General features: G+C 72.5%; 18 protein-coding genes. 3 read left to right on the top strand and 15 right to left on the bottom strand.

Features of this window, described 5'->3' with window-relative positions:
- Nucleotides 1-29 precede the first annotated feature (29 nt).
- A complete protein-coding gene (locus M1D56_RS07610) occupies nt 30-1,733 on the top strand; it encodes a long-chain-fatty-acid--CoA ligase (protein WP_456285137.1) in 1,704 nt (567 codons plus the stop codon).
- A gap of 6 nt (nt 1,734-1,739) precedes the next feature.
- Here the strand turns inward: M1D56_RS07610 and ligA are convergent, their stop codons facing one another.
- The 5 genes from ligA to M1D56_RS07585 are packed head-to-tail and all read right to left on the bottom strand — an operon-like array spanning nt 1,740 to nt 9,258.
- Nucleotides 1,740-4,100, bottom strand: coding sequence for an NAD-dependent DNA ligase LigA (gene ligA / locus M1D56_RS07605; RefSeq protein WP_456285136.1), 2,361 nt, complete (start codon nt 4,098-4,100; stop codon nt 1,740-1,742).
- 39 nt (nt 4,101-4,139) lie between these two features.
- Nucleotides 4,140-5,243: a tRNA 2-thiouridine(34) synthase MnmA gene (gene mnmA / locus M1D56_RS07600; RefSeq protein WP_456285135.1), complete on the bottom strand. Its 1,104-nt coding sequence runs from the start codon at nt 5,241-5,243 to the stop codon at nt 4,140-4,142.
- A gap of 10 nt (nt 5,244-5,253) precedes the next feature.
- A complete protein-coding gene (locus M1D56_RS07595; protein WP_282977651.1) occupies nt 5,254-6,447 on the bottom strand; it encodes a cysteine desulfurase family protein in 1,194 nt (397 codons plus the stop codon).
- 13 nt (nt 6,448-6,460) lie between these two features.
- Nucleotides 6,461-7,402 (bottom strand): tetratricopeptide repeat protein, encoded by a 942-nt coding sequence (locus M1D56_RS07590; RefSeq protein ID WP_271171755.1) that lies wholly within the window; start codon nt 7,400-7,402, stop codon nt 6,461-6,463.
- Nucleotides 7,403-7,440: 38 nt separating this feature from the next.
- Nucleotides 7,441-9,258, bottom strand: a complete 1,818-nt coding sequence (locus M1D56_RS07585) for a glycosyl transferase (protein WP_282977650.1) — start codon at nt 9,256-9,258, stop codon at nt 7,441-7,443.
- Nucleotides 9,259-9,435: 177 nt separating this feature from the next.
- Between M1D56_RS07585 and M1D56_RS07580 the strand changes: the two genes are divergently transcribed.
- A complete protein-coding gene (locus M1D56_RS07580; protein ID WP_456285134.1) occupies nt 9,436-10,485 on the top strand; it encodes an AI-2E family transporter in 1,050 nt (349 codons plus the stop codon).
- Here the strand turns inward: M1D56_RS07580 and M1D56_RS07575 are convergent, their stop codons facing one another.
- The 9 genes from M1D56_RS07575 to rpsB all read right to left on the bottom strand — a co-directional run bounded on the left by M1D56_RS07575 (nt 10,486) and on the right by rpsB (nt 17,051).
- A complete protein-coding gene (locus M1D56_RS07575; protein WP_271171752.1) occupies nt 10,486-11,199 on the bottom strand; it encodes an alpha/beta hydrolase in 714 nt (237 codons plus the stop codon).
- Nucleotides 11,200-11,209: 10 nt separating this feature from the next.
- Nucleotides 11,210-11,494 carry a hypothetical protein gene (locus M1D56_RS07570; RefSeq protein ID WP_271171751.1) on the bottom strand — a complete coding sequence of 95 codons (285 nt, stop codon included), beginning with the start codon at nt 11,492-11,494 and terminating at the stop codon, nt 11,210-11,212.
- Nucleotides 11,495-11,497: 3 nt separating this feature from the next.
- A complete protein-coding gene (locus tag M1D56_RS07565; RefSeq protein WP_271171750.1) occupies nt 11,498-12,232 on the bottom strand; it encodes an aggregation-promoting factor C-terminal-like domain-containing protein in 735 nt (244 codons plus the stop codon).
- Between the two features lie 56 nt (nt 12,233-12,288).
- Nucleotides 12,289-12,849 carry a DivIVA domain-containing protein gene (locus tag M1D56_RS07560; protein ID WP_282977647.1) on the bottom strand — a complete coding sequence of 187 codons (561 nt, stop codon included), beginning with the start codon at nt 12,847-12,849 and terminating at the stop codon, nt 12,289-12,291.
- On the bottom strand, nt 12,846-13,835 hold the full coding sequence (locus M1D56_RS07555) for a phosphatidate cytidylyltransferase (RefSeq protein ID WP_271171748.1): 990 nt from the start codon (nt 13,833-13,835) through the stop codon (nt 12,846-12,848). Before M1D56_RS07555 ends, M1D56_RS07560 begins: the two co-directional genes overlap by 4 nt.
- A gap of 7 nt (nt 13,836-13,842) precedes the next feature.
- The gene (frr, locus tag M1D56_RS07550; protein ID WP_271171747.1) at nt 13,843-14,397 is read right to left on the bottom strand and encodes a ribosome recycling factor; all 555 of its coding nucleotides are present in this window, start codon (nt 14,395-14,397) and stop codon (nt 13,843-13,845) included.
- Nucleotides 14,398-14,462: 65 nt separating this feature from the next.
- Entirely contained in the window at nt 14,463-15,176 is a 714-nt protein-coding gene (gene pyrH, locus M1D56_RS07545; RefSeq protein WP_271171746.1) for a UMP kinase, read from the bottom strand.
- Between the two features lie 142 nt (nt 15,177-15,318).
- Nucleotides 15,319-16,146: a translation elongation factor Ts gene (tsf, locus tag M1D56_RS07540; protein WP_282977645.1), complete on the bottom strand. Its 828-nt coding sequence runs from the start codon at nt 16,144-16,146 to the stop codon at nt 15,319-15,321.
- Nucleotides 16,147-16,223: 77 nt separating this feature from the next.
- The gene (gene rpsB, locus M1D56_RS07535; protein WP_282977643.1) at nt 16,224-17,051 is read right to left on the bottom strand and encodes a 30S ribosomal protein S2; all 828 of its coding nucleotides are present in this window, start codon (nt 17,049-17,051) and stop codon (nt 16,224-16,226) included.
- A gap of 308 nt (nt 17,052-17,359) precedes the next feature.
- On the opposite strand from rpsB, the gene M1D56_RS07530 reads away from it, so the two are divergent.
- The gene (locus tag M1D56_RS07530) at nt 17,360-17,890 is read left to right on the top strand and encodes a murein hydrolase activator EnvC family protein (RefSeq protein ID WP_282977642.1); all 531 of its coding nucleotides are present in this window, start codon (nt 17,360-17,362) and stop codon (nt 17,888-17,890) included.
- 28 nt (nt 17,891-17,918) lie between these two features.
- On the opposite strand, the gene M1D56_RS07525 is transcribed toward M1D56_RS07530, so the two are convergent.
- The gene (locus M1D56_RS07525; protein ID WP_456285133.1) at nt 17,919-18,821 is read right to left on the bottom strand and encodes a tyrosine recombinase; all 903 of its coding nucleotides are present in this window, start codon (nt 18,819-18,821) and stop codon (nt 17,919-17,921) included.

The raw sequence follows: 18,821 nt of genomic DNA, 5'->3' as shown, positions 1-18,821 counted from the left end.
CTCCGGCTGCGCGCCCCTAGGCTGGAGGCGTGACGCAGCCGTTCGACCCGCCCCGTCCCTGGGTTTCCTCCTACGCGGAGGGCGTGCCCCACGATCTGCCTCCGATCAGCGGATCGCTCCTCGACCTCGTCGACGCCTCGGCACGGGACTTCCCCGGCGCCCCCGCGCTGCAGTTCTTCGGGCGGGTCGTGGACTACGCCGACCTCCGCGCCCAGATCGACCGGGCCGCCGCCGGCCTCCTCGCCCGAGGCGTCCGCAAGGGCGACCCCGTCGCGATCATCCTGCCGAACTGCCCGCAGCACATCGTCGCCTTCTACGCCGTGCTCCGGATCGGGGCCGTGGTCGTCGAGCACAACCCGCTCTACACGCCGCGCGAGCTGCGCAAGCAGTTCGAGGATCACGGCGCGAAGCACGCCATCGTGTGGAGCACCCTCGTCGACACCGTGCGCGGGTTCCCCGCCGACCTCGCCGTGAAGACGCTGATCTCGGTCGACATCACGCGCGGCATGCCGCGTCTCATGCAGCTCGCGCTGCGGCTGCCCGTGTCGAAGCTGCGCGAGACGCGTGCCCAGCTCACGACGTCCGTGCGGGGCGCCGACGCGTGGGAGGACGTCGTCCGGCACGACCCGCTGCCGGCGTCTCACCCGCGGCCCGCGACCGACGACCTCGCGATCATCCAGTACACGAGCGGCACGACCGGCGATCCCAAGGGCGCGGCGCTCACGCACCGCAATCTGCTCGCCAACGCCGCGCAGGCGCGCGCGTGGACGCCGGGCGTCGCGCGCGGCGAGGGGACGGTCGTGTACGCCGTGCTCCCGATGTTCCACGCCTACGGCCTGACCCTGTGTCTCACCTTCGCCATGTCGCAGGCCGCGCGCCTCGTGCTCTTCCCGAAGTTCGATCCCGACATGGTGCTCGCCGTGACGCGACGCCACCCCGCGACGGTGCTGCCCCTCGTCCCGCCGATCGCAGAGCGCCTGCTCAAGCGCGCGCGGGAGAAGGGCGTGTCGCTCGCCGGGACGCGCATCGGCGTCTCGGGCGCGATGGCGCTCGACGAGCAGCTCGTCGTGCCGTGGGAGGAGGAGACGGGCGGCTACCTCGTCGAGGGCTACGGCCTCTCCGAGTGCTCGCCCGTGCTCATCGTCAATCCCGTCTCGGAGAACCGGAAGGCCGGCGCGATCGGCCTGCCGCTCCCGGGCACCGAGGTGCGGGTCGCCGACCCGGACGACCCGTCGCGCGATGCCGCGCCGGGCGCCCCCGGCGAGCTGCTCGTACGGGGTCCGCAGGTCTTCGGCGGGTACTACGGCCGGCCGGAGGCCACCGCCGCGGTCTTCCACGAGGACTGGTTCCGCACGGGCGACGTCGTGACGATGGACGACGACGGCTTCATCTCGATCGTCGACCGGATCAAGGAGCTCATCATCACGGGCGGCTTCAACGTGTCGCCGACCGAGGTCGAGATCGCGCTCCGCCAGCATCCGTCCGTTGCCGACGCCGCCGTGGTGGGGCTGCCGAGCGCGCACAGCGGGGAGGAGGTCGTCGCCGCGATCGTCCTCGACGAGGGAGCCGAGGTCGACGAAGAGGATGTCCGGGCGTTCGCGCGCGGGATCCTCACGCCGTACAAGGTCCCCCGTCGGGTCTTCGTCGTCGACGAGCTGCCGACCTCGATGATCGGCAAGGTGCTGCGCCGCGAGGTGCGGGAGCGGCTCCTCGCGCTCACGTCGGGCGGCTGACCGGCCTCACTCCCCCAGCGCGGCGGGCCCCTCCGTCACGAGAAGGTGGAACTGCGCGGCGTCGATGATGCGCACGCCGAGCGCCTCCGCCTTCGCGAGCTTCGACCCCGCCCCCGGCCCGGCCGCGACGAAGTCGGTCTTCTTGCTCACGCTCGACGCGGCCTTCCCCCCGGCTCGCATGATCGCCTCCTGGGCGCCCTCGCGCGTGTAGCCCTCGAGGCTGCCGGTCGCGACGACCGTGAGACCCGAGAGCACACCGCCCTCCGCCTCGGCCGCCCCGGGCCCCGGATGGCCGGGCGTGTGGAAGCGCACGCCCGCCGCCGTCCACCGGTCGACGATCTCGCGATGCCACTCCACGTCGAACCAGTCCAGGAGCGAGTCGGCGATGATCCCGCCGACGCCGTCGACCGCGGCGAGCTCGTCGCGCGATGCCGCGCGGATCGCATCGAGCGAGCCGAACCAGCCGGCGAGGGCGCGCGCGGCGACGGGGCCGACGTGACGGATGTTGAGCGCGACGAGCAGGCGCCACAGCTCCTTCGTCTTGGCCTTCTCGAGCTCCTCGAGGAGCTTCTCGGCCTGAGCGGACGGGTGGAGCACGACGTGGTCCTTGCGGACGCCCGCCGCTCGCCGCTCGGACGGCGTCGCATCCTCCCAGCCCGGCGGGTAGGTCAGCTCCCGCCGCTGGAACGGGGCGCGGCGCACGAACTCGCCGGTCGCCTCATCGACGCGCTTCTCGCCGGTCTCGGCGTCGCGCACGATCACCTCGATCGGCACGAGCTGCTCCATGGTGAGCTCGAACAGCCCGGCCTCGGTGCGCAGCGGCGGCTCTGCGGGAACGGACGGCTGGGTGAGCGCGGCCGCCGTGACCTCGCCGAGCGCCTCGATGTCGAGCGCGCCGCGCGAGCCGATGTGCTCGACGCGACCGCGCACCTGGGCGGGGCAGTCCTTCGCGTTGGGGCACCGGAGGTCGATGTCGCCCTCCTTCATGGGGCGCAGCGGCGTGCCGCACTCGGGGCACGTCTCGGGCATGACGAACGCCCGCTCCGAGCCGTCGCGCAGCTCGGCCACCGGGCCGAGCACCTCGGGGATGACGTCTCCCGCCTTGCGCAGCACGACCGTGTCGCCGATCAGCACGCCCTTGGCCTTCACGACGTCCTGGTTGTGCAGCGTCGCCTGGCGGACGACGCTGCCCGCCACGAGAACGGGCTTCATGACGGCGTACGGTGTCGCGCGCCCTGTGCGCCCCACCGAGACCACGATGTCGAGGAGCTCGGTGTTCACCTGCTCGGGAGGGTACTTGTAGGCGATCGCCCACCGCGGCGCGCGGCTCGTCGCGCCGAGCTCGTCGTGCAGGGCGAGCTCGTCGACCTTGATGACGATGCCGTCGAGCTCGTGCTCGACCGAGTGCCGGTGCTCTCCGTAGTGCGCGACGAAATCCAGGACGCCGTCCACGTCGTCCGACGTGCGCAGATAGGGGCTCGTCGGCAGACCCCACTCGGCGAGCAGGCCGTAGACCTCGCTCTGCGACGCGACCGGCGGATCGGGCCACGCGCCGATCCCGTGCACATACAGCCGCAGCGACTCGATCCGCGCGATGCCCGCTTCGAGCTCGAGCCCATCCTTCTTGTCGAGCTGCTGCCGGAGGCCGCCGCTGGCGGCGTTGCGCGGGTTGGCGAACGCCGGGAAGCGCCGGTCGGCGCTGCGGCGAGCCTTCTCCTCGTCGAATCCGGGGCGCGCCGCCGCCTCGGAGACGACGCGCTCGCGCAGGCGGGCCTGCAGCGCGTTCAGCTCCTCGAACGCCGCGACCGGGATGAACACCTCGCCGCGCACCTCCACGAGCGGCGGATGGCCCGTCCCCGAGAGCCGCTCGGGGATCCCGGCGACCCGCAGCGCGTTGACGCGGACATCCTCGCCGACGCGTCCGTCGCCGCGCGTGGCCGCCGAGGTGAGGACGCCGTGCTCATAGCGCAGCGCGATCGCCAGCCCGTCGATCTTGAGCTCGGTCAGCCAGCGCACGGCGCGCCCCGCCGACGCCTGGGTCTTCGCGCACCACTCCGCGAGCTCCTCGAGGGAGAAGACGTTGTCGAGGCTCAGCATGCGCTCGGCGTGCTGGACGGGCGCGAGCATCGTGGCGTCGGCCGCGCCGACGGTCTGGGTGGGCGAGTCCTGTCCCTGCAGCTCCGGATGGCGCCGCTCGATCGCCTCGAGCCGCTGCAGCCATCCGTCGTAGGTCGCGTCGTCGACGAGGGCCGCGTCCTCGCCGTAGTACGCGTCGCGTGCGCGGAGGATCTGCTCGGTGAGGGTCGCCGCCTCGGCGCGCGCCTCGTCGAGGGTCAGGTCGGGGAGCTCGAAGTCGCCGTCGGTCACGCTCTCAGTCTAGGAACCGGGTCGGACATCCGCGGCGTGTCACGCCTCGACGGGCACGGCGCTCACGGTCCGGTCGATCGTGCACTGGCCGACGACGCGCGTGCCGTCGTAGATGACGGCGGTCTGACCGGGCGCGACGCCGTCGAGGGGCGCTTCCGGCGTGACGACGAGCTCTCCCCCGCGCACGACGGCGATGGCGGGGACCGGGTCGGCGTGCGCGCGGATCTGCACGTCGCACGCGAACGGCTCGTCGGGCGTCTCGGGCGCCGCACCGGCCCACGTGTAGCGCGCGCCCGCGATCTCGGCGGTCGCGAGCGCCTCCTTCGGGCCGACGACGACCTCGTTGGACACCGGGCGGACCTCGAGGACGAAGCGCGGCTTCCCGTCGGGTGCCGGCACGCCGAGCCGCAGCCCCCTGCGCTGCCCCACGGTGAACGCGTGCGCCCCCTCATGGCTGCCGACGACCGAGCCCGTGCGGTCGACGATGTCGCCGGGAGCCGCCCCCATGCGCTCGGCCAGGTAGCCGCGGGTGTCCCCGTCGGGGATGAAGCAGATGTCGTAGCTGTCGGGCTTGGACGCGACGGAGAAGCCGCGAGCCACGGCCTCGGCGCGCACGAGCGCCTTCGATGGCGTGTCGCCGAGCGGGAAGTACGTGTGCGCGAGCTGCTCGGCCGTGAGCACCCCGAGGACGTAGGACTGGTCCTTCGCCTCCTCGCTCGATCGGTGCAGCTCGAGGCCGCGCGGCCCATCGCGCAGGATCGCGTAGTGGCCCGTGCAGACAGCGTCGAAGCCCAGCTCGAGCGCGCGATCGAGGAGAGCGGCGAACTTGATGCGCTCGTTGCAGCGCATGCACGGGTTCGGGGTGCGCCCCGCGCGGTACTCGCTCAGGAAGTCGTCGATGACGTCGTCGCGGAACCGCTCGGAGAAGTCCCACACGTAGAACGGGATGCCGAGGCGGTCGGCGACGCGCCGCGCGTCCATCGCGTCCTCGATGGTGCAGCAGCCCCGGCTGCCGGTGCGCAGGGTGCCCCCGGCACGCGAGAGCGCGAGGTGCACGCCGACGACGTCGTGGCCGGCCTCGACGGCGCGCGCAGCGGCGACCGCGGAGTCGACTCCGCCGCTCATGGCCGCCAGGACGCGCATGCCCTCCAGTCTACGAGCGCCCGCCTGAGGAGGGGCCAGAGCGTGCGACGAGGCGGCGGTACGCCGCGGGCAGCGCCGTCGCGATCGCCTCCGCGTCGGCCTCGACGGAGGTGCGCCCGAACGAGATGCGCAGGACCTGCCGCGCCTCCTGCTCGGTGCGGCCCGTCGCGAGCACCACGTGCGAGGGCTCGCTGACGCCCGCCTGGCACGCCGACCCCGTCGAGACGGCGATCCCCACCTGGTCGAGCAGGAAGAGCATCGACTCCCCGGCCGCGCCGGGGAGCAGGAGATGGAGGGTGGAGGGAAGTTGGTGCTCCTCATCTCCCAGCACCACCGCCTCCGGGAGCTCGGTCCGCAGGCGGCCGACGACGCGGGCGCGTAGCCTCTCCATCCGGATGGTCTCGGTCTCGCGCTCGCGCTCCGCGAGCTCCACGGCGACCGCGAGGGCCGCGGCGCCCGCGACGTCCTGGGTCCCCGAGCGCAGCGCGCGCTGCTGCCCGCCGCCGTGGAGCAGAGCGTGCGGCGCAGCCGCGCGCGAGACGACGAGCGCGCCTGTGCCGACCGGCGCTCCCACCTTGTGGCCGGAGACGCTCAGCGCGACCAGTCCGCGCGCGCCGTCGACGGAACCGCGCCACGCGCGGAAGTCGACCGGGAGGTGCCCGAGCGCGGCGACCGCGTCGAGGTGAAGGGGCACGCCCGCCTCCGCCGCGCCCGCGCTCAGGGCGGGCGCATCCTGCACGGTTCCCGTCTCGTTGTTCGCGACGAGCGCGGTCGCGAGCGCGACGCGCGGATCGGCGGCGACGCGCGCGAAGGCCGCGGGATCGATGCGCGCACGGTCGTCGATCGGGACCGGCGCGACCTCGGCGCCCTCGACGCGTCGAAGCCAGTCCACCGTGTCGAGCACGGCGTGGTGCTCTCCGTCTGGCAGCACGATCACGTCGCGCCCCTCCGCGCGCGCCCACCAGAGGCCCTTGAGGGCGAGGTTGACGGACTCGGTCCCGCCCGAGGTCAGGACGACCTCGATCGGCTCGCATCCGAGTGCGCGCGCGATGCGCTCGCGAGCGTCCTCGAGCGCGCGTCGCGCGCGCTGCCCCGCGCCGTGCACGGATGACGCGTTGCCCACGAGCGCACTCGCCTCGATCCACGCCTCGCGCGCCTCGGGACGCAGCGGCGTGGTCGCGGCGTGGTCGAGGTACGCGCTCACAGCGACCGCGCGGTCAGAACAGCAGCGAGCTCAGGCGCCCGCGCGCGCGGACGACCCGCGCGTCGGTGGCTCCGATGACGCCGAAGAGCTCCACGAGGCGCTCCTGCACGGGGGCGCGCCGATCGGACGGGAGCGCTGCGAAGAGGTCCAGCAGCCGGTCGAAGGCGTCGTCGACGTGCCCGCCCGCGACGTCGAGGTCCGCCACGAGGAGCTGGGCATCGACGTCCTCCGGCGCCGCGGCGGCGGCTGCGCGCGCCGCGTGGAGGTCGACGCCCTGGATCCGGTGCAGCAGCCGCACCTGCGCGAGGCCGGCCGAGGCCTCCGCGTCGCGCGGGTTCTCCTTGAGCGCGCGCTCGTAGGCGTCGGCGGCGCGGGTGTAGTCGCCCGCCTCGATCGCGTCGAACGCCTCCTGGTGGAGCGGCGGCAGGGCGGGCGCGGCCGCCTCGTCCGCCGGCGCATCGCCGTCGGACGGCACGGGGACCGTCCCGGTGACCCCGTTCTGCGCCGCGAGCTGCAGCAGCTGCGCGAACACCTGGCGCACCTGCTCCTCCGGGACGGCGCCGGTGAACAGCGGGACGGGCTGTCCGGCGACCAGGGCGACGACCATCGGGATCGACTGCGCGCGGAACGCCTGCGAGAGCTGCGGGTTCGCGTCGACGTCGACCTTCGCGAGGACGAGCCGGCCGCCGTGCTCGACGACGACCTTCTCGAGAACGGGGCTCAGCTGCTTGCAGGGGCCGCACCACTCGGCCCACAGGTCGACGACGACCGGCACGCGCTGGGAGAGCTCGAGGACCTCGCCGAAGGTCGCGTCGGTGACATCGAAGACGAGCGCCGGCGCCGGCGCGCCGGGCGCTCCGCCCGCCGGGGGCGACGCGGGCGCGGCCGGGCGGTTCTTCAGCGTCGACAGGTCGACAGCGCCGCGCAGCACGGCGCCGGGGGCGACGTCACTCATGGATCACCTTCCGAGACGGGGATGGGGAGACTTCGAGCCTATTCGCCTTCCGGGGCGTCGGCGTCGCCCTCCGAGGCCTCGGCGTCCTCGGGCTCGGGCAGGAGCTCGGCCGACTGGATGGCGGACGTGTAGCCGAGCAGGCGGATCCGCTCGTCCGACCCCTGCGCGGGCACGAAGAAGAAGAGCTGATCGGTGTAGCGCGTCTCGACGCCCGTGGGCGACTCGGTCTCCCCCGTGAGGAGGGAGAGGGCCGCGTCATCCTCGAAGCGGATGACGGCGTCCTCGTTCGTCGGGCGGACGGTCTCGGTCTCGTCGACGCCGACCGCGACGATCGCGCCGCTGTCGAGCGTGGCCAGCGCGATCGGAGGCGTCGGGTTCGCCCCCTGCGCGTACTCGATCGTGCCCGTCTCGGCGCCGGTCTCGTTGAAGCTGTCGATCGTCGCCTGGCGCTTCTCGGCCACGGCGGTCAGGAAGCCGTCGTTCGAGATGTCGAAGAGATCGGCGTACTCGCTCTCCTCGCCGCGGCCGATGATGTCGGCGTAGGCCGCCGCCACCTGATCGGGCGCCAGCGCGAGGAACGGCGAGTCGGGGGCGACGAGCGCGGCACCCAGCCACGCGGGCGCGAGCTGCGGCGTCTCGGCCGCCGCCTCGAGGTTGGCGAGGTAGGTGACCCGGTAGCGCGACCACGGGTCGTCCTGCGTCATCGAGAGGATCGTGGGGGCGACCGTCGTGTCGTCCTCGTCGGCGACGATGAGCAGCGCCGTCCGCGGCCATCCCTCGACGGCCTGCGGCAGGACGATGCTCGCGGGGCCGGTCGGGATCGAGACCGCCTGCGGGTAGTCCTCGATCTCGGCGCGGAGCCGGTAGTTGACCTCGCGCGTCTCGAGCGCGAGGCCCGAGAGGCGGTGCGAGGCGAGGTCGATGTCGAGGCTCTCGTCGGCCGCGGCGACGGTCTCCGAGATCTCGCCGACAATGCGGTCGGCCTGGGCCTCGGTGAGGGAGGACGGCTGCTGATCGGGCGCGAGCGTGGCGGTCGCCGTCGGGGTCGGGGTCGGCGTCGGGGCGCCGCCGAGCTCGGGCCACGAGTCTGCCGTGCACCCTGCGAGCAGGCCGACGGAGAGGCCGAGTGCGGGCACGGCGACGAGCGCCCGCCGACCGCGGCGCGACGTCGAGATGACGCCCTTCGATGCGCCGTCGTCGTCTCCCTCGGCAGGAGGAAGGGCCGGGCCCTTGCGGATGGGGCCGCGCCGGCGTCGGGTGTGGCGCAGCGCCAGGATGTACAGCACGAGGCCCGTCACCAGGAAGATGCCGCCGAGGACCATGAGCGGCCCGAACCAGGGGGTCTTCTGGTCGAGCGGCCACACGATCGACACGTCCGACGGCGCCGGCTGGCTGCCGTCGACCGCGACGAGCATGCTCATCCCCTCGGGGAGCTGATCCGTCCGGACGATCTCGTCCTCGGCGGTCTGCTCCTCGATCCAGAGGTCGGATCCCTGCGGGTTCCGCCCCTCGGTGCCGTCGGTGGGCTCGACCTCCGGCTCGACGACGCTCGTCACGAGCTCGTCGCCGTCGCCGGCGCTCACGCGGTTGTAGCGCTGGTCCGAGAGCCACGCCTCGAGATCGGCGGTGCGGCCGTAGGCCGTGTAGAGGGGGCCCTCTCCCCGGACCGTGAGGGTCTGCGCGCCGGGGCGCAGCGCGAACGCGTCGCCGTCGATCACGAGGTACGGCAGCTCCTCGTCGACCGAGACGGTCTGCTCGGCGGACTCGGGGCCCAGGAACACGGTGCGCTGCGCCAGTCCGGCGCCGAACGACGCCGCCGCGAGCACGAAGGCCAGAACCGCCCACACGAAACGCACGAAATGACTCCTCGCCGACCCGCGCGAGGGCGGCGGGTCTCGACATCCGACTGCTCAGGTTAGCGAATCGAACTGAAAGGCGCCCACGAGCAGGTCGCTCTCGGGCGCGGCGCCGACGCACCCCTATCCTGGCGAGAGGCCCGCGGCGCGCAGCCGTCGGCCGGGAGAAGGGCGCGTATGAAGATCCACAACCCGTTCCGGCTCGCGCTCGTCGCGACGCTCGGCGTCGGCCTGGGGCTGCTGCTCATCGAGGGCCTGCAGTCGCTCTCGACGATCATCCTCTACGTGGGGACGGCGCTGTTCATCTCGCTCGGCCTCGACCCCGTGGTCTCGTGGCTCGAGCGCCGCCACCTCCCGCGCTGGCTGGCCGTCACGATCGCGATCCTCGCCGTCCTCGGGCTCTTCACCGGGATCGTCCTGATCATCCTGCCGGTGCTCGTCGATCAGATCGGGCAGCTGGTGGGCCAGATCACGCTCATCGTCAACCGCGGGACCTTCCTCGACGATCTGCGCGAGTGGTCGCTCGTGACCTTCCCGACGCTCGAGATCGACACCGTCCTCGACTTCGTGAACGACTGGCTCACGAGCAACATCGACACGATCAGCGAAGGCGTCGTGGGCGTCACGCTCAATGTCGTCCAGGGTCTCTTCGGCGCGTTCATCGTGCTCATCCTGACGATCTACCTCACGGCGTCGACCCCGTCGCTCAAGTCGGCCCTCTACCGCATGGTGCCCGCGTCGAAGCGCGAGGGCTTCACGAACATCGCCGAGCAGATCACCGACTCGGTCGGCTACTACGTCATGGGCCAGATCACGCTCGCCGCGATCAACGGCGTGCTCAGCGCGATCTTCCTCACGATCATCGACGCCCCCTACCCGACCGTCCTCGCGGTCGTCGCTTTCCTGGGCTCGATGATCCCGCTCGTCGGCACGATCTCGGGCTCGACGATCATCGCTCTCACCTGTCTGATCCCCGGACTCGGCTCCCCCACGACGGCGATCATCGCCGCCGTCTACTACCTCGTGTACATGCAGATCGAGGCGTACGTCCTGTCTCCCCGCATCATGAGCCGGGCGGTCTCCGTCCCCGGCGGCGTCGTCGTGATCGCGGCGCTCGCGGGCGGCGCGCTGCTGGGCCTCCTCGGCGCGCTCATCGCGATCCCGGTGGCCGCGAGCGTGCTGATCATCTACCGGCAGGTGCTCATCCCGCGCATGAACGCGCGCTGATCAGGCGTCGGGCCACTCCGTCGGCAGGGGGGCCGCGGCGGGATTCACGACCTCGACGATCTCGTTCAGCACGCGCGCGGTCTGCTTCTCGCCCACCCACAGGTGCTTGCCGCCCTCGACGGGCACGAGCCGGAGGTGCGGGATGAGCGCGAAGCGCTCGGCGGCCTCCGCGGGGCGGAGGTAGTCGTCGAACTCGGGGATGAGCGCGACGAGCGGCCGGGGGTCGCCCTGCCAGGCGCGCAGGTCGTCGTCCCCGGCCCGGTGCAGCGGCGGGGAGAGCAGGATGGCGCCCTCGATCGGATGCGGACGGCCGTGCTTGAGCGCGACCTCGGTCCCGAAGGACCATCCGAGAAGCCAGGGGCGGGGAAGACCGCGCTCTGCGACGAGGTCCATGGCGGCCGCGAGGTCGGCCGCCTCCGCGACGCCGTCTCCGAAGGCCCCCTCGCTCGTACCGCGCGGGGACGTCGTCCCTCGTGTGTTGAAGCGCAGGACAGCGAGGTCCGCGAGCGCGGGGAGGCGCGCTGCGGCCTTCCGGATGATGTGCGAGTCCATGAAGCCGCCCGCCGTGGGCAGCGGGTGGAGCGTGACGAGGGTCGCGACCGGCTCGCGCTCGAGCGGCGTCGCGAGCTCGCCGACGAGCGTCAGCCCGTCGGACGTGCGCAGCTCGATGTCCTCGCGGCGCGCGGGCAGCAGGGCGGCTCCGCGGATCTCCATCCGGTCCTCCTCAGAACAGCTTCCAGCAGTGGGTGTGCCAGTGACGGCGCGCCGCGAGATCCGCCTGGGGGCCGAGGACGCCGTCCTCGCGCCACACCACGACGTGCGCGGCGCCGATCTCGATGAGGTTCGCGCAGCCGGGGCAGGCGTACGTCTTCTCCGAGCGGCCGGGACCGACCGGCTGCACCGACCACTCGTGTCCGCGCCGGAACTCCGTGCGACGCCAGCCGGCGATGAGGCGGTCGAGCGAGGCGTCGCCGCCGCTGTCGCGCCGGCGGCGGTTCGACCGCGGCACGGCTCAGTACCAGCCGACCGACTCGGAGTGCCCCCACGCGCCGCAGGGCGTGCCGTAGCGCCCGCCGATGTAGTCCAGCCCCCACGCGATCTGCGTCGCGGGATTCGTCTGCCAGTCGGCGCCGTGGCTCGCCATCTTGCTGCCCGGGAGCGACTGCGGGATGCCGTAGGCGCCGCTGGACGGGTTGTACGCGCTCACGTTCCACCCCGACTCGCGGTTCCAGAGCGCGACGAGGCAGGCGAACTCGCTGTCGTTCCAGCCGCGGCCGGTCACCATCTCGTAGGCGATCGCCTGCGCGGTGCCGGGGTCGGGTGCGACGAACGGCGCGGCCCAGCTCTCCTGCTGAGGGGCCTGCTGGCCGCCCTCGGGGACCTCCGCGACCTCGGGGGTGGGCGTCGGCGTGGGGGTCGGCTTGACGTACACCTCGTAGGCGCCGAAGTCGAGGCTGCCCGCGTGCGCGAGGTCCGCCGCGGCGATGTAGACCTGCGCCTCGTCGGCTGCCGTGGCGAACGACGACGTCCCCTCGGTCGCCTGCTCGGCCTGCGCCATCGAGGCGCCGGTCGTGACGATCGTGCCGCCCAGGAGGCCGAAGGCCGCGAGCCCCGCGAGCACCGACATCACGCGACGCCGGGGCGTGCGCTCGTGCGTCGACGTCTGCAGGAGCGCCGCGTGCTGGGTCGCGATGGCGCGCGCCTCGCGGCGCGTGAGGGCTCGGGTCTGCTCGGGTCCGGAAGTCACAGTTCCTCGAGTCTAGCGTGTGTTATGCGACTGTGACATACCCGGCCCCCGGGTGGTCAGCGCACGGCGAGCATGATCTCGATGACCGCGTCCAGGACCGCGTCGACCTGCTCCTCGCGGTAGCCGTCGCGCGTCATCCGGAACGCCGTCTGGCGGATCTGCTCGACCGTGAGCGGGGCGCCCTGCGCGAGGTAGGCGACGATGCGATCGGCCACGAGGTCGACCTCGGAGCGGGCGTATCCGTACCGCAGGAGGCCGACGCGCGCGAAGCGCTCCCCCTCGGGCCGCTGGAGTCGGTCCAGCACCACCTGCGCCTCGCGGCGGGTGCGCTCGACCCAGGCGTCGGCGCCCTCCGTCCTGACGGCGCGCTCGCGCTCCCGAGCGGCGAACGCGTCCTCGACTCGGGCGAGGGCCGCATCGACCGCGGAGATCCGGTATCCGCCGCGCACGAGCGGGAAGGCCGCCGAGCGCACCTGCTCGGCATCGAGTTCGTCGTCCCCCTGCTGCTCGAAGGCGGCACGGGCGCGAGCGAGGAAGGCATCCACCGCGTCGCGCTGGTACCCCTTCTCGCGGCCCGTCGCGAGGGGGAACGGCAGGGTGGTCGAGGAGTCCGTCACGATACCGCCAGAGGTGAGAGGAGGAAGTGCAGGGCGAGCGTCGCCACCGCCGACGGCAGGATGCTGTCGAGCCGGTCGAGCACTCCGCCGTGGCCGGGGAGCGCGGACGACATGTCCTTGATGCCCAGATCGCGCTTGATCATCGACTCGCCGAGATCACCCGCGGTCGCCGTGCAGAGGATGACCGCGCCGAAGACGAGACCGGCCCACCACGGGATCCCCAGCATGAACTGCGCGAGGAGCGCGCCCGCCACGAGCGCACCCAGGGCAGCGCCCGCGAATCCCTCCCAGGTCTTCTTCGGGCTGATGCGCGGGGCCATCGGATGGCGGCCGAACGCGAGTCCGGATGCGTACGCCGCGGTGTCGGCGACCACCGCGACGATGAGGAACGCGAGGATCCACCACTCGCCGCGGTCCTCGCGGAGGAGCACGAGCGCGAGGCTCGCGAGGAACGGGACGTACAGCGGCACGAATGCCCCGACGAGCACGTCGGCCAGCACGTCCTGCGGCGTGCGGCCGTCCTGCGCCGTCATCTGCGCGAGGAGGCGCCACACGACGATGAGCGCCATGGCGGCGAAGAGGGCGACCCAGTGCAGCCAGAGGTCGGCGAAGTAGCCGGCGGCGAGGATGAGGACGACCGCCGCGAGCTGCGGAGCGAGGTCGATGCGCCGGCCGCCGTCGCGCAGCGCGCGCCACAGCTCGTGCACGCCGAGCACCGACACGAGCAGCGCGACGACGGCGAAGAGCCACTTCACGACGAGCAGCGAGACGACGACCGCCGCGCCCGCTGCGACGCCGACGAGGATCGCCGCGATGAGGTCGCGCCCCGTGCGCTGCTTGATGCGCTCGTTCTTCTCCTCGAACTGCTCGCGCGCATGCGCGACCTGATGCTCGAACTCGCCGCGCGCCGCGTGCACGCGCTCGTGGAACGTGCCCTGCTCGCCGCGCGGCTCGCTCGGGGGCTCCGATCCGGGGACGTCCGTCATCGCCAGGTCAGACCTCGAGGAGCTCTGCCTCTTTGTGCTTCAGCGCCTCGTCGATCTTGTCCACGTGCGCCTTGGTGATGGCGTCGAGCTCCTTCTCGCCGCGCACGATGTCGTCCTCGCCGATCTCGTCGCGGAGCGCGTCGAGGTCGTCCTTCACCTGACGGCGGATGCCGCGCAGGCGGACCTTGGCGTCCTCGCCCTTCGTGCGCACGATCTTGACGAACTCCTTGCGGCGCTCCTGCGTGAGCTCCGGCATCGTGATGCGCACGATGTTGCCGTCGTTCGTCGGGTTGGCGCCGAGGTTCGGCATCTCGCGGATCGCGTCCTCGATCGCCTTGAGGGCCGACTTGTCGTAGGGCGTGACGATGAGCGTGCGCGCCTCGGGGTTCGCGAGCGACGCGAGCTGCTGGAGCGGCGTGGGCGTGCCGTAGTAGTCGACGAGGATGCGCTGGAAGAGCTGCGGGTTCGCGCGGCCGGTCCGCACGGTCGCGAAGTCCTCCTTCGCCGCCTCGACGGCCCGATCCATCCGGGCAGTGGCATCGGCAAGAACGTCCGCGATCACGGTGACTCCATTCGTCGGTGGTGCTGGGAAAAGTCTAGTGGGCGCCGTGCCGGCGCCCGGCGAGGTCACGCCGTGACGAGCGTGCCGATGGGCTCGCCGCGCAGGGCGGCCGTGACGTTGCCGGCGGGCTCCATGCCGAACACGCGCATGTTCATCCCGTTGTCCATGCAGAGGCTGAAGGCCGTCGCGTCGACGACCTTGAGGCCGCGCATGAGGGCGTCCGAGTAGGTGACGTGGTCGAGTCGCGTCGCCGTCGCGTCCGTGCGCGGATCGGCCGTGTAGACGCCGTCGACGCCGTTCTTCGCGACGAGCACCTCGGTCGCGCGGATCTCGAGGGCCCGCTGCGCGGCGACCGTGTCGGTCGAGAAGTAGGGCAGGCCGGCGCCCGCGCCGAAGATGACGACGCGGCCCTTCTCGAGGTGGCGCTCCGCGCGCAGCGGGATGTACGGCTCGGCGACCTGGCGCATCTCGATCGCGGACTGCACGCGCGTGGCGGCGCCCGCCTGCTCGAGGAAGTCCTGCAGGGCGAGGGCGTTCATGACCGTCCCGAGCATGCCCATGTAGTCGGCGCGCGCCCGGTCCATGCCGCTCTTGGAGAGCTCAGCGCCGCGGAAGAAGTTGCCTCCGCCGACGACGACCGCGACCTCGACGTCCTGTGACGCCTCTGCGATCTCGCGCGCGATCTGGCTGACGACATCCGGGTTGACCCCGAGCTGCCCTCCCCCGAACGCCTCGCCGGACAGCTTCAGCAGCACCCGCCGCTTGGTCACTTCGCTCACTGTGGATCCTCTCGTCGCCGATACACGCTACCGGTCGCAGGCGGCAGCTCCCTGTGCAGGCACGCGGATGTCGCGTGTCGACCTCCGCGCGCAGAGAAAGGGGGCTCGGATCCGCGGATCCGAGCCCCCTTCCGTCACGTCGTTACGCGCCCACCTTGAAACGCGCGAAGCCCGTGATCGTGATGCCGGCGTCCTGCGCGACCTTCGCGACGGACAGCTTGTTGTCCTTCGCGTAGTCCTGGTCGAGCAGCGCGACCTGCTTGAAGAACGCGTTCACGCGTCCCTCGACGATCTTCGGGAGGGCGGCCTCGGGCTTGCCCTCGTTGCGGGAGATCTCGGTGACGATCTCGCGCTCCTTCTCGACGTCGGCCGCGGGGACCTCGTCGCGCGAGAGGTAGGACGGGTTCGCGAAGGAGATGTGCTGCGCGATGCTGCGCGCCGTCTCCGCGTCGTCGCCCGTGTACGCGACGATGACGCCGACCTGCGGGGGCAGGTCCTTGCTCGTGCGGTGCAGGTAGACCTGGAACGCGTCGCCCTCGAGGGTGCGGACGCGGCGGAGCTCGACCTTCTCGCCGATGATCGCGGCCTCATCGGAGATGAGCTGCTCGACCGTCTGGTCGCCCGCGGTGGCCGCGAGGGCCTCCTCGACCGAGTCGGCGGCGGCCGCGGCGGCGGCGTCGGCGACCTTGTCGGCGAGCGCGATGAAGCGGTCGTTCTTCGCGACGAAGTCGGTCTCGCACGCGAGCTCGACGAGCGTCGCCTTGCCGCCCTGCTCGCGGGCGACCACGAGGCCCTCGCTCGTCGCGCGGTCGGCGCGCTTCGCGTTGCCCTTGGCGCCCTTGAGGCGGAGGATCTCGACGGCCTTCTCGACGTCGCCGTCAGCCTCCTCGAGCGCCTTCTTGGTGTCGACCATGCCGGTGCCGAGCTGCTCGCGCAGAGCCTTGATGTCGGCGATGCTGAAGTTGGCCATGGGTGCTGGCTCTCCTTGTTCGTGGTGGAACGGTGACCTGAGCGAGGCGGGCCCGGTGGGGCCCGCCTCGTCGAGCATTACTCCGCTGCGGGAGCCTCGGCCGGCGCGGCCTCGGCGGCGGGAGCCTCCGCGACCTCGGCGGGCGCCTCGGTCGAGCCCTGCTCGAGGAGCTCGCGCTCCCACTCGGCGAGAGGCTCGGCCTCGCCCTCGGGGTTGTGCTTCTGCTGGAGGCCCTCGGCGGCGGCGTCGGCGATGATGCGCGTCAGCAGCGAGACCGAGCGGATGGCGTCGTCGTTGCCCGGGATCGGGTACTGCAGGTCGTCGGGGTCGACGTTCGTGTCGAGGATGCCGATGACGGGGATCCCGAGCTTCTTCGCCTCGTCGATCGCGAGGTGCTCGCGCTTGGCGTCGACGACCCACAGGGCCGACGGCGTCTTGCTGAGGTTGCGGATGCCGCCGAGCGACTTGTGGAGCTTGTCGAGCTCGCGGCGCTTGAGGAGGAGCTCCTTCTTGGTGAAGCCCGTGCCGGCCGGGTCGTCGAAGTCGAGCTCCTCGAGCTCCTTCATGCGCGCGAGGCGCTTCGACACGGTCGAGAAGTTGGTGAGCAGACCGCCGAGCCAGCGCTCGTTGACGTAGGGCTGGCCCACGCGGGTCGCCTGCTCGGCGAGCACCTCCTGCGCCTGCTTCTTCGTACCGACGAAGAGGATGGTGCCGCCGCGCGCGACGGTCTCCTTGACGAAGTCGTAGGCCTTGTCGATGTAGCCGAGCGACTGCTGGAGGTCGATGATGTGGATGCCGCTGCGCTCCGTGAGGATGAAGCGCTTGACCTTCGGGTTCCAGCGACGGGTCTGGTGTCCGAAGTGGACGCCGCTGTCGAGCAGCTGGCGGATGGTGACGACGGCCATGGTCGTGCTCCTTGATCTGGGCGCTCGCGCGCCATGCGGTTGATTCCGCCGATCGGACGATCGGCGAGCCTGGTGCCCGACGCACTCCCGCCCTTCGAGAAGGGACCGAGGGGAGTCGCGCCACGACGATCGTCCGGAGACGAGGTCGCTGAGGGCACGCGTAGTCATCCCGAGACGGGATGCATCCCCCAGCATACCAGGCGCTCGTCTCCCCCACGGCGCGTGCACAGGCGCGCGACACGCGGCTCCCTCGTCCCCCGCCGCGCATTCGAGCGAAGCGGGCCGCCGCGCGCGCCGAGGCTGAGGACATGCAGCGCACAGCCCGCTCCGTCCTCGTCCTCCTGGTCGCACTCGTGTGCGCCGGCGCGGCTCCCGCGGCGGCGCATGCGCCGTCCGCGGCACCGGCCGACACCGAGGTCCGCATCGAGACCGCCGAGCAGTGGGTGTGGCCCGTGAGCCAGGACGTCCGGATCGTCCGCCCCTTCGAGGCGCCGCCGCACCGCTACGGTCCGGGGCACCGCGGCATCGACCTCGCGGCCGATGCCGCTCCCCTGCGCGCCCCGGCGTCGGGAGTGATCGCATTCGCGGGGGTCGTGGTCGACCGGCCGCTCCTGACGATCGACCACGGCGACGGGCTCGTCACGACGCTCGAGCCCGCGACGACCGAGCTCGCCGTGGGCGACGCGGTCTCCCGCGGGCAGGAGATCGGCGCGCTCGCGTCGGGCGGCCACGCCGCGCCCGGCGCGGTGCACTTCGGGGTGCGCCTCCACGGCGAGTACATCAACCCGCTCCTCCTGCTCGGCGGGGTTCCCCGGGCGGTGCTCCTCCCCTGCTGTTGAGCGCGGCTCGCCTCCGGGCGATCGCGCGTCAGGCGCGCGGATGCGCGAGGCGGTAGGCCGCCGCGAGGCGCTCGGAGGAGACGTGCGTGTAGATCTGGGTCGTGCCGAGACTCGCGTGACCGAGGATCTCCTGCACCGCGCGGAGGTCGGCGCCGCCATTCAGGAGGTGCGTCGCGGCGGAATGCCGCAGGGCGTGCGGCCCCACCGTCTCGACGCCCATCGCGGGCGCGACGGTGCGGGCGACGAGCTCGTAGACCGTGCGCGGCCCCACGCGCCGACCGCGGGCGCCGAGGAAGAGCGCGGCGCCTGCTCCATCTCCGCGCGCGGCCAGGGCCGGGCGCCCGCGCGTGAGGTACGCGGCGATCGCGCGCGCGGCCGGCGCTCCGAACGGCACGACACGCTCCTTAGCGCCCTTGCCGACGACGCGCGCCGTGGCGCGATCGAGATCGACGTCGTCGACGTCGAGGCCGCACAGCTCCGAGACCCGCACGCCCGCGCCGTAGAGGAGCTCGATGAGCGCGTGGTCGCGCAGCGCGAGCGGGTCGCCGTCGGCCGCAGCCGCGGCCATCCGGCGCAGGAGCTCGTCGAGGGCAGGTGCCGCTGCGACGTGCGGCAGGGTCCGGCCGCGCTTCGGCGTGACCAGGCGCAGGCTCGGGTCCACCTCGATGAGGCCCTCCTCGCGAGCCCAGCGGAAGAGCGCGCGCGCCGACGACGTGCGCCGGGCGACGGTCGAGCGCGCGTCGCCGCGCTGCGTCGCGCGCCACAGCCAGTCGCGCAGTGCGTCGAGGTCGACGTCGGCGAGCTCGCGATCGCCGACCGCATCGGCGAGATCGGCGAGGTCGGCCCGGTAGGCGCGGACGGTCGCGGGCGAGAGGCGCCGCACCGTCTCGAGATGCGCGCCGAACGCGTCGATCGCGCGGAGCAGCTGCAT

It is taken from the genome of Microbacterium sp. JZ101 (assembly GCF_053903175.1).
The sequence above is the reverse complement of the archived record's forward strand: the minus strand, read 5'-3'. Positions and strand labels throughout refer to the sequence as shown.

Excerpts from the sequence above, each read along its gene's own strand:
- tsf (WP_282977645.1), bottom strand. The coding sequence starts at position 16,146 with ATGGCCAACTTCAGCATCGCCGACATCAAGGCTCTGCGCGAGCAGCTC.
- mnmA (WP_456285135.1), bottom strand. The coding sequence starts at position 5,243 with ATGCGCGTCCTGGCGGCCATGAGCGGCGGAGTCGACTCCGCGGTCGCC.
- M1D56_RS07555 (WP_271171748.1), bottom strand. The coding sequence starts at position 13,835 with ATGACGGACGTCCCCGGATCGGAGCCCCCGAGCGAGCCGCGCGGCGAG.
- M1D56_RS07525 (WP_456285133.1), bottom strand. The coding sequence starts at position 18,821 with ATGCAGCTGCTCCGCGCGATCGACGCGTTCGGCGCGCATCTCGAGACG.
- M1D56_RS07530 (WP_282977642.1), top strand. The coding sequence starts at position 17,360 with ATGCAGCGCACAGCCCGCTCCGTCCTCGTCCTCCTGGTCGCACTCGTG.
- rpsB (WP_282977643.1), bottom strand. The coding sequence starts at position 17,051 with ATGGCCGTCGTCACCATCCGCCAGCTGCTCGACAGCGGCGTCCACTTC.
- M1D56_RS07580 (WP_456285134.1), top strand. The coding sequence starts at position 9,436 with ATGAAGATCCACAACCCGTTCCGGCTCGCGCTCGTCGCGACGCTCGGC.
- M1D56_RS07575 (WP_271171752.1), bottom strand. The coding sequence starts at position 11,199 with ATGGAGATCCGCGGAGCCGCCCTGCTGCCCGCGCGCCGCGAGGACATC.
- M1D56_RS07590 (WP_271171755.1), bottom strand. The coding sequence starts at position 7,402 with ATGAGTGACGTCGCCCCCGGCGCCGTGCTGCGCGGCGCTGTCGACCTG.